The following is a 13,246-nucleotide window of genomic DNA, read 5'->3' on the forward strand; positions in this document are numbered from 1 at the left end:
GGGGTCGCGCCTTTTTTCGTGGCTTGGCGGGTGGTGTGAGCGAGGGGGGTGCTTCGTTGGTTGGCGCTCGCGTGTGGGGAGAGTGCGGAAGGTATTTGGGAAAGGATGAAGGGAGGGGGTGTGGCGCGTCTTTCAGGCGTGTTGGCCAGCGAGGCGGCCGGAGTAGAGGCAGCCGCCCAAGAAGGTGCCTTCGAGGGCGTTGTAGCCGTGGTAGCCGCCGCCACCGAAGCCGCAGACCTCTCCGGCGGCGAAGAGGCCGGGGAGGATGGTGCCCGCCGGCGTGAGCACTCGGCCTTGGGTATCGCTGTGTAATCCGCCGAGCGATTTGCGGGTGAGGATGTTCAGGCGCACGGCGATGAGCGGGCCGTTGGCCGGGTCGAGAATGGCGTGGGGTTTGGCGGTGCGGATCAAGCGGTCGCCACGATAGTTGCGGGCGCCGCGGATTGCGGTGATCTGGGCGTCTTTGGCGAAGGGGTTGTCGAGCTGGCCGTCGCGGGCCGCGATTTGGGCGCGGATGTGCTCTGGGGCAAGGGGAGCGTCTGCTGTGAGGGCGTTCATCCGGGTAACGAGGGTTTCCAAGTCCTCGGCGACGATGAAATCCGCGCCCTTTTCTTTGAAAGCCTCGACTGCGGCGGTCGCCCCCTTGCCGAGCCGTGCTTTCAAGACTTCGCCCCATTTGCCTGAGGTGAGGTCGGGGTTCTGTTCGGATCCCGAGAGGGCGAACTCCTTTTCGATGATCTTTTGGGTGAGGATGAACCAGCTGTGTTCGCCCGCTTGCAGGATGCGTTTGAGGGTCGAGAGCGTGTCGAAGCCGGGCAGGCAGGGTGCTTCCATCCGGTCGCCGCGCGCGTCGAACCACATCGAGGACGGCCCGGGCAGGATGCGGATGCCGTGGTTGGGCCAGATCGGATCCCAGTTCTGGACGCCCTCGCAATAGTGCCACATGCGGTCTTCGTTGATCAGCCCCGCCCCGGCCTCGGCGGCGATGGCGTGCATCTTGCCGTCGACGTAGTCGGGCACGCCGCTGACCATCCGGCCCGGCGCGGGGCCGAGGCGGTCTTTCGGCCAGTGTTGCCGCACCAGATCGTGGTTGGCGCCGATGCCGCCGGTGGTGAGGATCACGGCCTCGGCGGCATGTTCGAATTGGCCTGTGGCGTTGCGTGACGTGCTTTGACCGCGCGGGGCGTCGCTGTCTTCCAGCACCTCGCCCGCCACGCCGGTGACCGCGCCATTGGTGATGACAAGCCGCGTGACCCGGTGGCGGAAGGCGAGGCGCAGTTTGCCCGCTGCCGCATATTCCTGCATCAGCCGGGCGAAGGGGGCGACGATGCCGGTGCCGGTGCCCCAGGTGATGTGGAAGCGCGGGACAGAGTTGCCGTGGCCATGCGCCCCTGCCCCGCCGCGCTCGGCCCAGCCGACGACCGGGAACCAGCGCAGGCCGAAACCTTGCAACCATGCGCGCATGTCGCCCGCCGCCCAGTCGATGAAACCTTCCGCCAGCCTGCGGGGGTTGGCGTCCTCGGCCCGGTCGAACTGCGCCGAGCCCATCCAGTCGCGATAGGCAAGCTTGGCGCTGTCGCGGATGCCCATGCGGCGTTGTTCGGGCGTGTCGACCATGAAGAGACCGCCGAGCGACCAATAGGCCTGCCCGCCGAGGCTTTGCGGGGCTTCTTGGTCCAGCAGAAGCACGCGGCGGCCGCGCAGCACGGCCTCATGTGCGGCGACCATGCCGGCCAGACCCGCGCCCACGACGATCACATCTGCTTTGAAACGCGCACCCATTGCCGCCCCCCCCTGTTCCGGCAAGCTTGCGGTGGTCTGGGGGCAAAAGCAAGTCACAGACGCGGGGTGTCGAGCCCTTTGAGACAGCGGTCGGGCGCGCCTTCGCTGCGGTAGGCTTCGGCCCCGCAGGCGACGCAGTGGTATTTGCGCAGGGCGCCCTTGTCCCCCGCCCGGTCTTCGCGCCAGCGGCAGTCGCGCGTGGGCGCGTTGCGACGGGCAAAGATCAGCACGATCACAAAGACGATAACGATGACGAAGGGTAGGATCATGGGGAAAACCAAAGGCCCGGCGCTTGGCCGGGCCTTGTTGTTTTTAGACGGTCCGTTCGACCATCAGCTTCTTGATATTGGCAATCGCCGCTGCCGGGTTCAGCCCCTTGGGGCAGGTCTTGGCGCAGTTCATGATCGTGTGACAGCGGTAGAGCTTGAACGGATCCTCAAGGTCATCCAGACGCTCGCCCGTGGCCTCGTCCCGGCTGTCGATGATCCAGCGGTAGGCATGCAGGAGCGCCGCCGGCCCGAGGTAGCGGTCGCCGTTCCACCAGTAGCTGGGGCAGGAGGTCGAGCAGCAGGCGCACATGATGCACTCGTAAAGACCGTCGAGCTTGGCGCGGTCGTCGATCGACTGTTTCCACTCCTTGCGCGGCTCGGGCGTGTCGGTTTCCAGCCAGGGCTGGATCGAGGCGTGCTGGGCGTAGAAATGCGTGAGGTCGGGGATCAGGTCTTTGACCACCGGCATATGCGGCAGCGGGTAGATCTTCACCACGCCGTTGATCTCTTCCATGCCGTAGGTGCAGGCCAGCGTGTTGATCCCATCGATGTTCATCGCGCAGGAGCCACAGATGCCTTCGCGGCAGGAGCGGCGGAAGGTCAGGGTCGGGTCGATCTCGTTCTTGATCTTGATCAGCGCGTCGAGAATCATCGGCCCGCAATCGTCCATATCGACGAAATAGGTGTCGAGCGCCGGGTTCTTCCCGTCGTCGGGGTTCCAGCGATAGATGTGGAACTCGCGCAGGTTGGTCGCCCCTTCGGGCTTGGGCCATGTCTTCCCGCTGGTCATGCGGGAGTTTTTCGGAAGCGTCAGTTGAACCATTATGCGTCTCCTAAAGCGTCAGACCGGCTGCGGGCGCGGCGGCCAGCAGGCAGGTACGGGTCTCGGGGCGCGACAGGATGGTGCGCACGGTGCCCGTTGTTGTGTCATCCACGCCAACCACGGTGGCGCGGGCCAATTCGCGCAGCTCCAGCGCGTCGGCATTGTCGATGATGCAATCGGTGAAGGGGGTGATCAGCTCTTTCGGCACCTGCGGGAAACGGGTGGCCAGAACCTCGGTCACCACGCCTTTGGAGGTCTGGCGGGCGGTGTCATCCACCGCCTGCTGAACCTCCACACAGGCCGACAGGCCGAGCAGTGTGGCAGCGATGAGTACTGTGCGGACCATCAATACACCCGTGCCTTGGGGGCGATCTTTTTCATGTCGATGCCGCCTTCATCCTCTTTGGTCAGCGGATCAAGGTGCACGGCGCGGTAGGTCAGCTTGGCATCGTTGCCGTCGAACCAGGCCAGCGAATGCTTGCGCCATTCGTCGTCGTTCCGATCCGGGTAATCCTCATGGGCATGCGCGCCCCGGCTCTCTTTCCGGGCGGCGGCGGCGGTGATGGTGGCGGTGGCGTTGGGCATCAGGTTGGTCAGCTCCAGCGTCTCCATCAGGTCGGAGTTCCACACGAGGCTGCGGTCGGTGACATGCAGATCGTTCAGCTTGTCGGCCACGTCGATCATCTTCTTGCGGCCTTCCTCCAGCGTCTTGTCGGTGCGGAAGACGGCAGCATCGGCCTGCATGGTCTTTTGCATCTCAAGGCGCAGTTCGGCGGTCGGCGTGCCGCCCTTGGCATTGCGCAGACCGTCGAAGCGATCGAAAGCCTTCTCGACCGATTTGAGGTTCGGCGCGGGGACCGGGCTGTCGGCGTCGACGATCTTGGCGGCGCGGATTGCAGCGGCGCGGCCAAAGACCACGAGGTCGATAAGCGAGTTGGAGCCCAGACGGTTGGCCCCATGCACAGAGGCACAGCCCGCCTCGCCCACGGCCATCAGGCCGGGTGCGATGGCATCGGGGTTATCGGCGGTCGGGTTCAGCACCTCGCCCCAATAGTTCGTGGGGATGCCGCCCATGTTGTAGTGCACGGTGGGCAACACCGGGATCGGCTCTTTGGTGAGGTCCACACCGGCAAAGATGCGTGCGGATTCCGAGATGCCCGGCAGGCGCAGGTCCAGCGTTTCCGGCGGCAGGTGGTTGAGGTGCAGGTGGATGTGATCCTTGTTTTCGCCCACACCGCGGCCTTCGCGGATCTCCATGGTCATGCAGCGCGAGACCACGTCACGGCTGGCCAAGTCCTTGTAGGTTGGCGCATAGCGCTCCATAAAGCGCTCGCCCTCGGAGTTGGTCAGATACCCGCCCTCGCCGCGCGCGCCTTCGGTGATCAGGCAGCCCGCGCCATAGATGCCGGTGGGGTGGAACTGAACGAACTCCATGTCCTGCAGCGGCAGGCCCGCACGGGCCGCCATGCCGCCGCCGTCACCGGTGCAGGTGTGTGCGGAAGTGGCCGAGAAATAGGCCCGGCCATAGCCGCCGGTGGCCAGCACCACCATCTTGGCGCTGAACAGATGCATGGTGCCGTCGTCGAGCTTCCAGCAAAGCACGCCCTGGCAGACACCGTCGTCCGACATGATCAAGTCGATGGCGAAATATTCGATGAAGAATTCCGCGCTTTGCTTCAGCGACTGGCCGTAGAGCGTGTGCAGGATCGCGTGGCCGGTCCGGTCGGCGGCGGCACAGGTGCGCTGTACGGGCGGGCCTTCGCCGAATTCCGTGGTGTGGCCGCCGAAGGGGCGCTGATAGATCTTGCCTTCCTCGGTGCGCGAGAAGGGCACGCCGTAATGCTCAAGCTCGTAAACCGCCTTGGGCGCTTCGCGGGCGAGGTATTCCATCGCATCCGTGTCGCCCAGCCAGTCCGAGCCCTTGACGGTGTCATACATATGCCACTGCCAGTTGTCGGGGCCCATGTTGCTCAAGGACGCGGCGATGCCACCCTGCGCCGCCACGGTGTGGCTGCGGGTCGGGAACACCTTTGAGATACAGGCCGTGCGCAGCCCCTGCTCCGCCATGCCCAACGTCGCGCGCAGACCAGCACCGCCTGCCCCCACCACGACAACGTCATATTCGTGGGTTTCGTATTCATATGCTGCCATTTAATCGGTCTCCCGTTTGGGCGTATTGTTACAGGGCGAGCTTGGCGATGGCGAAAACGCCGACCGCTGCTGCGCCGTAGCTGATGATGGTCATCACGATGAGGGCGACTTTGTTGGCCAGCCCATGGACATAGTCCTCGATCAGCACCTGCACGCCGTCATTGAAATGTTTAAAGCCCACGATCAGCGTCAGCGCCGCCACGATGGCCGGGAAAGGACGCGCGTAATAGGCAAGGATTTCTTCATAGCTGCCGCCGAGCGCACTGCCGAAGGTAAAGACGAACAGCGGGATCAGGACCAACAGCGCCAGCGAAGAGACTTTCATCGCCCAGAAATGCGCGGTGCCGGTTTTCGCCGAGCCAAGGCCGCGGGCGCGTTTGCGATCTGTCATGTATGCCATGGTGTCGCTCCTCAAACGATGATGATGGTCAGGATGGTCAGCACGACCGATCCGATCAGCACGGTCCAGCCCAGCTTTTCCGCGGTGGGGATATCGAGCATCCGGCCCGTGTCCCAGATCAGGTGCCGAACGCCGGCCAGCGTGTGATACCACAGACCTAGGAGAGACAGGGTAAAGACCAAATCACCGAACCAGCTGGTCATGATCCCGTTTACCGTGTCGAAATACTCAAGCGACGTGGCGGCGGCGAGGAACCACCACACGATCAGCAGCGCGGTGATCAGCATCGCGTTGCCGGTGATCCGAGTGAGAATCGACGTCATAGAAGTAAGTTGGGGGCGATAAATCGTCAAATGCGGGGAAAGCGGGCGGTTACCCCGGTTCACATCGGCCATGGCGCGGTCCTTTGTCCTGTGCTTTGTCCTGTGCTTTGCCATCTTGATAGCGGTTTTTACAGGACTGTCACGAGGAACTGCGGGGAATCTGCGGGGTTTGGCCGGTGTTTCGATGGAAAAATGACAGAGTGATGTGGTCCTGCCCGCTTTTGTGATCACAGCAGATTATCGTGTGATCACAAAACCTCCCCCTTCCCCGAACGAAAAAGCGCGCCCCGATTGGGACGCGCTTTCGAACGCATATGCGGTGAGGCTCAGGCGAGGGTTTCGTCGATGCCTTTGCAAGCTTCGACCAGACCTTTGACCGCGTTGACGGAGTTGTCGAACATCGCCTGCTCGTCTTTGTTCATCGAAATCTCGACAACACGCTCGACACCGCCCGCGCCGATCACCGTGGGCACGCCCACGTAGAAACCGTTCAGGCCGTAGGCGCCATCGACATGCGCCGCCGCAGGCAGCACGCGCTTTTGGTCTTTGAGATAGGCTTCGGCCATCTCGATCGCGGAGGTGGCAGGCGCGTAGAAGGCCGAACCGGTCTTCAGCAGGCCCACGATCTCGGCGCCGCCGTCACGGGTGCGCTGCACGATCGCGTCGAGCTTGTCCTGTGTGGTCCAGCCCATCTTGACCAGATCCGGCAGCGGGATGCCCGCGACGGTGGAGTAGCGCACCAGCGGCACCATCGTGTCGCCGTGACCACCCAGAACGAAGGCGGTGACGTCTTTCATCGACACGTTGAACTCGGTCGCGAGGAAGTGGCGGAAACGCGCGCTGTCGAGAACCCCTGCCATGCCGCAAACCTTGTTGTGCGGCAGGCCCGAGAATTCGCGCAGCGCCCAAACCATCGCGTCGAGCGGGTTGGTGATGCAGATCACGAAAGCGTCGGGCGCGTGTTTGGCGATGCCCTCGCCCACGGATTTCATAACTTTGAGGTTGATGCCCAGAAGGTCATCGCGGCTCATGCCCGGCTTACGGGCGACACCGGCGGTGACGATGCAGACATCTGCGCCCGCGATATCGGCGTAATCCTGAGTGCCCGACATGGTGGCGTCGAACTTGCCCGAGGGGCCCGACGACGCGATATCGAGAGCTTTGCCCTCAGGGGTGCCCTCGGCAATGTCGAACAGGACGACATCGCCCAATTCTTTCAACGCTGCGAGATGGGCGAGAGTGCCGCCGATTTGCCCCGCGCCGATAAGCGCGATTTTGGGTCTGGCCATGGTCATGTCTCCGACAGAGGTTTCATTTGCGCCGGAGATACCGAAATGCACGGTCCCGTGCAAGTTGCAGCATTTAACAGCGGCTAACCCCTGCCCTCACCACGAAAAAGGCCGCCCCGAGGGGCGGCCAATTGCTGAACTTTAAGGCGAAGAATTAGTCGCCTTGGTACTCAGGCTGCGATTCCAGACGCTCTTCGGTGCTGTCGATGTAGATCCGCACATCGTCGCCTTCCACGTTCTTCAGAACCTGAAGTTCGTCAAAAGTCACGGCCACCGGCTTTTCGCCCAGACCAAGGAAACCGCCCACGTTGATGACAACACGGTCAACCTTGCCGTCGTCGCCGATCAGCAGCGTGTCGATCTCACCCACGGTCTCGTCGTTGGCACCATATACATAGGAGCCTTCGAGGTCATCGGCGCTCATCTGTTGGATCATCTCGGCTTCGGCGGCGGCATAGCCTTCACGCTCGACCTCGGGGCGCGGCAGCAGTTCACGCTCAACAGTCTCATCGCCTGTGATCACGGTGGTGTTTGCTTCGGCTTCGTTGACAGCTTCTTCTGTCTCGGCTTCAGCGTTCTCCATCATGGTTTCGGCTTCTTGCGCCATTTCCTCGGATTCGGCCTCTACTTCGTTGGCCATCTCTTCGGTCTCGGCTTCAAGGTTCTCGGCCGCGTTCTCTGCGTCCTGAGCCATCTCCTCGGTCTCGGCCTCTACTTCATTGGCCATTTCCTTGGTTTCGGCTTCGGCCTCATTGGCCATCTCTTCGGCTTCGGTCTCGCCGTTGACGACGGTGACGTTCGCGTCAGTCTCTTTCATGGCGTCGCCTTCCATGGGCTCGCCGTCCATCACGGGGCGTTCGAACTCAGGCGCCTGCTCCAGCATCTCTTTCGAGGTGTTCACAACGAGGAAACGGTCACCGTCTTCGTCGTTCAGGATTTGGATCTTGTCCATGGAGATGGAAACGTCACGCTCGCCCAAGCCAAGGAAACCGCCGACGCCGAGGATCACGGCAGTCACTTCGCCGTCCTGCGACACGATGATGTTGTTGATCTCACCGATGTCGTCCCAATCCTGCTCTGCGCCATTGGCGACAGGGGTGGCCGCGTCAACTTCGGCTTCGGAATTGTAAATGCGCATACCGATCAGGTCGGACGCAAGGAAATCTGTCTGCTCGACAGCGACGTTACCAAAGCCCTCGGAATGCGCCTCAGCAAAGGCTGCGCCGGACATGGTCAGTACGATGGCCGTCGTGCTCAGAAAACGTTTCATTGTAAGTCTCCTTCCAAAAACGAGCGTTGCTTGCTCTTCTGGAACCACAACCCGGATGGCCCTATCCAGTTCCACGGCCAGACAAATAAATAGCGGGCCTCTGCCCGAGAACCGCCAAGACCCAAACAGAAAAAAGGCGACCATGGGCCGCCCGTGTCTTCCCGATATGGCTCGCTTTCAGGCGTCCTCGCCCTTGGCAGGCAGCTCTTCTGTCAGCGCCTCGAACCCTTGGCCCGAGGCGACCAGACAGGTGATGCCATTGACCCCGGTGACCGTGATCGTCCAACTGCCCGTCTGGTCAGAGGCGAAAACCTCGACCACTGCATTATCGCCGCCCAGCCCCATAGACTGGCGCGTCTCGCCATAGCCATCCGCCAGCCGCAGCACCACATGATCGCGCGGCGCGCAATTGCGCGGCGTCTGCGCCTCGGTCGTGGTGGCCAGCACAATCGCCGATGCGGCGGTGAGCGCCGCGAGGTGAAGAAATTTAACGAAACCTGTCATAGCATCTGCCTTCGCATCGAAAGGCGTGATCCTTGGGGGGGGGTGAAATGCGCCGTCTTTCGCACCGGCCCCAAAGCAGCCTTGGTTGAAATGACTGCATCCGCTGCGCCGAGTGTTGCCTCAGATGCGATGCAACAGACAGTGCGCCGCAAGGCTGAAAGACTGGTTAATCCGCCGCGCGGAAATTTCTGCAACGGCTTCGCTGCGTCGCGGCATGTTTTGCCTTGAAGTTTTCGCACAAAAATGCCCCTCTGTGCGCAACAATGTTAGGCGGCCAGCGCGCCGCCCTGCCCGAGGAGCCTTTCATGACCGCCACAACTCGCCCCCTGCGTTCCGTTCTCTACATTCCCGGCTCCAAGCCCCGTGCCTTGGACAAGGCCCGTGGATTGGCCTGCGACGCCGTGATCTTCGACCTCGAAGATGCCGTCTCCCCCGACGAGAAAGTCGCTGCACGTGAAACATTGGCCGAGGCACTGGCCGAGGGCGGCTACGGCGCGCGGATGCGGGTGGTGCGGATCAACGGGCTCGACACCGAATGGGGCGCCGATGACGCCCGCGCCGCTGCCGCGATGCAGCCCGATGCGATTCTCTTGCCCAAGGTCGGCTCCCCCGCCGATCTCGAAGCGCTGGCCGAGATTGTGGGCGACATCCCCCTCTGGGCGATGATGGAAACCCCCGGCGCCATGCTCAACGCCGCCGCCATCGCCGGTCACCGTCAGTTGCAGGCCATGGTCATGGGCACCAACGATCTGGCGAAAGACCTGCAAACCCGCTTCCGCCCCGACCGCCTGCCGCTGATCACCGGCCTCGGCCTTTGCCTGCTGGCCGCCAAGGCCCATGGCGTGGCGATTATCGACGGGGTGTATAATGCGTTCAAAGACGAAGACGGGCTGCGCGCCGAATGCGACCAAGGCCGCGACATGGGGTTCGACGGCAAGACCCTGATCCACCCCGCGCAGCTCGACATCGCCAATGCCGCCTTCACCCCGTCGGAGGCGGAAGCCGCCCTCGCCCGCCGCCAGATAGACGCCTATGAAGAGGCGCAGGCCGCAGGTCAGGGCGTGGCGGTCGTCGACGGCAAGATCGTGGAGAATCTCCATGTTGCCACCGCCCGCGAAACACTGGCAAAACTGGCGGCAATTGCAGCCATGAGCCCGGAGCCTTCGCCATGACAGTTCTCATCCTCGGCCTGATCCTTTGGATCGGGGCCCATCTCTTCAAACGCCTGATGCCTGACCAACGGGCGCAGATGGGCACCGCAGGCCGAGGCGCAGTGGCCGCCGCATTGGTCGTGGCACTCGCCCTCATCATCTGGGGGTATCGCGCGGCGGAATTCATTCCGGTCTGGACCCCGCCGAGTTTCCTAACCCACCTTAACAACCTGTTGATGGTGCTGGCCTTCTGGGTCTTCGGCTCCAGCGCCGCCAAGGGCGCCAAGGCATGGCCCGCCTATAAAACCCGCCACCCGCAGCTGCTGGCGGTGAAAATCTGGGCCACGGCGCATCTTCTGGTCAATGGCGATCTCGCCTCTATCCTGCTCTTTGGCACCATGCTCGGCTGGGCGGTGAGCGAGGTGATCCTGATCAACCGCGCCGAGCCGGGCTGGACACCCCCGCCCCACGCAGGCCGCGCCACCTATATCCGCCTCATCGTGATCTCCACGATCCTCTTCGTTCTCGTCGCCGGCATTCACACATGGCTTGGCGTCATCCCCTTCCCCCATTGACCCCGGAGCCTTCCATGAAAGTTTACCGCTTCCTCTCCGAAGAAGACACATCCGCCTTTTGCCACAAGGTCACCGACGCGCTGAACAAAGGCTGGGAGCTTTACGGCTCCCCCACCCAGACATGGGACCACAAGGCCGGGGTCATGCGCTGCGGCCAAGCCGTGGTGAAAGACGCCCCCGGCACCTATTCGCCCGACACCAAACTGGGCGAGCAGTGATGAGCAAGACCAACCGGGGCCGCTTCTTTGAGGATTACACACTGGGCGAAGTGCTGCATCACGCGGTGCCCCGCACGGTCGGCGCGGGCGAACGCGCGCTCTATCACGCGCTCTACCCCGCGCGGCACGCGCTCTATTCCGCCGACAGTTTCGCCCAGTCCTGCGGGCTGAAGGCCAGCCCGCTCGACGATATGATCGCCTTTCACATCGTCTTTGGCAAAACCGTACCCGATGTCTCGCTCAATGCCGTGGCCAATCTGGGCTATGCCCAAGGCCGCTGGCTGCGCCCCGTCTGGCCCGGCGACACGCTGCGCGCGGAAAGCGAGGTCATCGGCCTCAAGCAAAACTCCAACGGCAAGACCGGCGTGGTCTGGGTCCGCACCAGCGGGCTGAACCAGAATGACGAAATGGTGCTGGACTATGTCCGCTGGGTCATGGTGCGCAAAGCCGACCTCGACGCCCCCGCGCCCGAAACCACCCTGCCGGATCTGCCCGATGCCCTGAGCGTGGATCAATTGCACATCCCGCAGGGCCTCGACTTTACCAATTACGACTTCGCCCGCGCCGGGGAGCCGCACCGCTGGGGCGACTACGTGGTCGGCGAAAAGATCGACCACGTCGACGGCGTCACGATTGAGGAAGCCGAACACATGATGGCCACGCGCCTGTGGCAGAACACGGCCAAGGTGCATTTCGACACTTCCGCCCGCCCCGACGGCTCGCGGCTGATCTACGGCGGGCATGTGATCTCTATGGCGCGGGCGCTGTCCTTCAACGGGCTGGCCAATGCGCAGATGGTCGTGGGGCTGAACGGCGGCGCCCATGCCAACCCCTGCCTTGCAGGCGATACCGTCCGCGCATGGACCGAAGTGCTCGACAAGGCCGAGACTTCGGCCCCCGGCGTCGGCGCGCTGCGTCTGCGCCTTGTGGCAACCAAGGGCGGCGCCCCCTTCGAGCTGCGCGATGAGGCCGGAAAATACCGCGCAGAGGTTTTGCTTGACCTCGATTATTGGGCGCTCATGCCGCGCTGACTGGCCGGTCCGCCCCTTGAGTGGGGCGGCCTATCCCCCCTTAATCAAGCAAAAATCAGCCGATTCGCAGCCTTTGAGCGGAAATGTGATCACACGTATTTATCGTGTGATCACAAATCTCATTTTTAGCTGGCCAAACCCGGCGTTCTCCGAAAAAACCCTTACAGGAACGAGAGTCATCCCCATACTACGGGGCAACTGGAACAGAAACGGGACCGTTTTCATGAACATCCACGAATATCAGGCAAAAGCCCTCCTGCGCAGCTATGGCGCCCCTGTCTCCGACGGCCGCGTTGTGCTGAAGGCAGAAGACGCCAAGAACGCAGCCGGCGAAATGGACGGGCCCCTTTGGGTTGTCAAAGCGCAGATCCACGCAGGCGGTCGCGGCAAGGGCAGCTTCAAGGAAGCCGCCGCTGGCGAAAAGGGCGGTGTGCGCCTTGCCAAATCCGTGGAAGAAGCGGCCGAGGAAGCCAAGAAGATGCTGGGCAAAACGCTGGTCACGCATCAGACCGGCCCCGCAGGCAAGCAGGTCAACCGCATCTACATCGAAGACGGCTCCGACATCGAGCGTGAGCTGTACCTCGCGCTGCTGGTTGATCGCCAGACCAGCCGCATCTCCTTTGTCTGCTCCACCGAAGGCGGCATGGACATCGAAGAAGTCGCCGAAGCGACACCTGAAAAAATCCTCAGCTTCTCCGTCGATCCGGCCACCGGCTACCAGCCCTACCACGGCCGCCGCGTCGCCTTCTCGCTGGGTCTTGAGGGTGCCGCCATCAAGCAATGCGTGAAGCTGATGGGTCAGCTCTACCAGGCCTTCATCGAGAAGGACATGGAGATGCTCGAGATCAACCCGCTGATCGTCATGCCCGGCAACGAACTCAAGGTGCTCGACGCCAAGGTCGGTTTCGATGGCAACGCCATGTACCGCCAGCCCGACATCGCCAACCTGCGCGACGAGACCGAGGAAGACGCCAAGGAACTCGAAGCCTCCAAATACGACCTGAACTACATCGCGCTCGACGGTGAGATCGGCTGCATGGTGAACGGCGCGGGCCTCGCCATGGCCACGATGGACATCATCAAACTCTACGGCGCGGAGCCTGCCAACTTCCTCGACGTGGGCGGTGGTGCGACCAAAGAGAAAGTCACCGAGGCCTTCAAGATCATCACCTCCGACGAGAACGTCAAAGGCATCCTCGTGAACATCTTCGGCGGCATCATGCGCTGCGATGTCATCGCCGAAGGCGTGGTCGCCGCGGTGAAGGAAGTCGGTCTGAAAGTGCCGCTGGTTGTCCGTCTCGAAGGCACCAACGTCGAAGAAGGCAAGGCGATCATCAACAACTCCGGTCTCGACGTCATCGCCGCCGACGACCTGAAGGATGGCGCGCAGAAGATCGTGAAAGCGGTCAAAGGCTAAGCCTTTTCGGCCAGTCCCGCCCGGCCCCCGCGCCGGTCGGGAC

At 62.8% G+C, this 13,246-nt stretch carries 15 protein-coding genes; 5 read left to right on the forward strand and 10 right to left on the reverse strand.

The window, feature by feature from the left end; translation table 11 throughout:
- Nucleotides 1-132: 132 nt before the first annotated feature.
- The 10 genes from ACGYK7_RS03490 to ACGYK7_RS03535 form a co-directional block, all read right to left on the reverse strand.
- Nucleotides 133-1,782, reverse strand: coding sequence for an FAD-binding dehydrogenase (locus ACGYK7_RS03490; protein ID WP_394399045.1), 1,650 nt, complete (start codon nucleotides 1,780-1,782; stop codon nucleotides 133-135).
- Nucleotides 1,783-1,835: 53 nt separating this feature from the next.
- Nucleotides 1,836-2,051 carry a hypothetical protein gene (locus ACGYK7_RS03495; RefSeq protein ID WP_394399047.1) on the reverse strand — a complete coding sequence of 72 codons (216 nt, stop codon included), beginning with the start codon at nucleotides 2,049-2,051 and terminating at the stop codon, nucleotides 1,836-1,838.
- Between the two features lie 43 nt (nucleotides 2,052-2,094).
- On the reverse strand, nucleotides 2,095-2,874 hold the full coding sequence (locus tag ACGYK7_RS03500; protein ID WP_067261891.1) for a succinate dehydrogenase iron-sulfur subunit: 780 nt from the start codon (nucleotides 2,872-2,874) through the stop codon (nucleotides 2,095-2,097).
- 10 nt (nucleotides 2,875-2,884) lie between these two features.
- The gene (locus tag ACGYK7_RS03505) at nucleotides 2,885-3,220 is read right to left on the reverse strand and encodes a hypothetical protein (protein WP_394399049.1); all 336 of its coding nucleotides are present in this window, start codon (nucleotides 3,218-3,220) and stop codon (nucleotides 2,885-2,887) included.
- On the reverse strand, nucleotides 3,220-5,025 hold the full coding sequence (gene sdhA / locus ACGYK7_RS03510; RefSeq protein ID WP_322329225.1) for a succinate dehydrogenase flavoprotein subunit: 1,806 nt from the start codon (nucleotides 5,023-5,025) through the stop codon (nucleotides 3,220-3,222). Before sdhA ends, ACGYK7_RS03505 begins: the two co-directional genes overlap by 1 nt.
- 28 nt (nucleotides 5,026-5,053) lie before the next feature.
- Nucleotides 5,054-5,425, reverse strand: coding sequence for a succinate dehydrogenase, hydrophobic membrane anchor protein (gene sdhD / locus ACGYK7_RS03515; RefSeq protein ID WP_067261896.1), 372 nt, complete (start codon nucleotides 5,423-5,425; stop codon nucleotides 5,054-5,056).
- An 11-nt stretch (nucleotides 5,426-5,436) separates the two neighbouring features.
- Nucleotides 5,437-5,820: a succinate dehydrogenase, cytochrome b556 subunit gene (sdhC, locus tag ACGYK7_RS03520; protein ID WP_067261898.1), complete on the reverse strand. Its 384-nt coding sequence runs from the start codon at nucleotides 5,818-5,820 to the stop codon at nucleotides 5,437-5,439.
- A 254-nt stretch (nucleotides 5,821-6,074) separates the two neighbouring features.
- Complete coding sequence (gene mdh / locus ACGYK7_RS03525; protein WP_394399745.1) at nucleotides 6,075-7,037, reverse strand: malate dehydrogenase; 963 nt, start codon at nucleotides 7,035-7,037, stop codon at nucleotides 6,075-6,077.
- Nucleotides 7,038-7,191: 154 nt separating this feature from the next.
- The gene (locus ACGYK7_RS03530) at nucleotides 7,192-8,307 is read right to left on the reverse strand and encodes a PRC-barrel domain-containing protein (protein WP_394399051.1); all 1,116 of its coding nucleotides are present in this window, start codon (nucleotides 8,305-8,307) and stop codon (nucleotides 7,192-7,194) included.
- Nucleotides 8,308-8,484: 177 nt separating this feature from the next.
- The gene (locus ACGYK7_RS03535) at nucleotides 8,485-8,811 is read right to left on the reverse strand and encodes a hypothetical protein (RefSeq protein ID WP_394399053.1); all 327 of its coding nucleotides are present in this window, start codon (nucleotides 8,809-8,811) and stop codon (nucleotides 8,485-8,487) included.
- Nucleotides 8,812-9,116: 305 nt separating this feature from the next.
- Between ACGYK7_RS03535 and ACGYK7_RS03540 the strand changes: the two genes are divergently transcribed.
- The 5 genes from ACGYK7_RS03540 (at nucleotide 9,117) to sucC (ending at nucleotide 13,203) form a co-directional block, all read left to right on the forward strand.
- Nucleotides 9,117-9,983 carry an HpcH/HpaI aldolase/citrate lyase family protein gene (locus ACGYK7_RS03540; protein WP_394399055.1) on the forward strand — a complete coding sequence of 289 codons (867 nt, stop codon included), beginning with the start codon at nucleotides 9,117-9,119 and terminating at the stop codon, nucleotides 9,981-9,983.
- Complete coding sequence (locus ACGYK7_RS03545; RefSeq protein WP_394399057.1) at nucleotides 9,980-10,537, forward strand: NnrU family protein; 558 nt, start codon at nucleotides 9,980-9,982, stop codon at nucleotides 10,535-10,537. The genes ACGYK7_RS03540 and ACGYK7_RS03545 overlap by 4 nt, the downstream gene beginning before the upstream one ends.
- 14 nt (nucleotides 10,538-10,551) lie before the next feature.
- A complete protein-coding gene (locus ACGYK7_RS03550; protein WP_067261906.1) occupies nucleotides 10,552-10,755 on the forward strand; it encodes a DUF1737 domain-containing protein in 204 nt (67 codons plus the stop codon).
- A complete protein-coding gene (locus ACGYK7_RS03555) occupies nucleotides 10,755-11,786 on the forward strand; it encodes a MaoC family dehydratase (RefSeq protein WP_394399059.1) in 1,032 nt (343 codons plus the stop codon). The genes ACGYK7_RS03550 and ACGYK7_RS03555 overlap by 1 nt, the downstream gene beginning before the upstream one ends.
- 223 nt (nucleotides 11,787-12,009) lie before the next feature.
- On the forward strand, nucleotides 12,010-13,203 hold the full coding sequence (gene sucC, locus ACGYK7_RS03560; protein ID WP_394399061.1) for an ADP-forming succinate--CoA ligase subunit beta: 1,194 nt from the start codon (nucleotides 12,010-12,012) through the stop codon (nucleotides 13,201-13,203).
- Nucleotides 13,204-13,246: the final 43 nt, after the last annotated feature.

The organism is Sulfitobacter sp. 1A15299, from assembly GCF_043556915.1.
GTDB lineage: Bacteria > Pseudomonadota > Alphaproteobacteria > Rhodobacterales > Rhodobacteraceae > Sulfitobacter.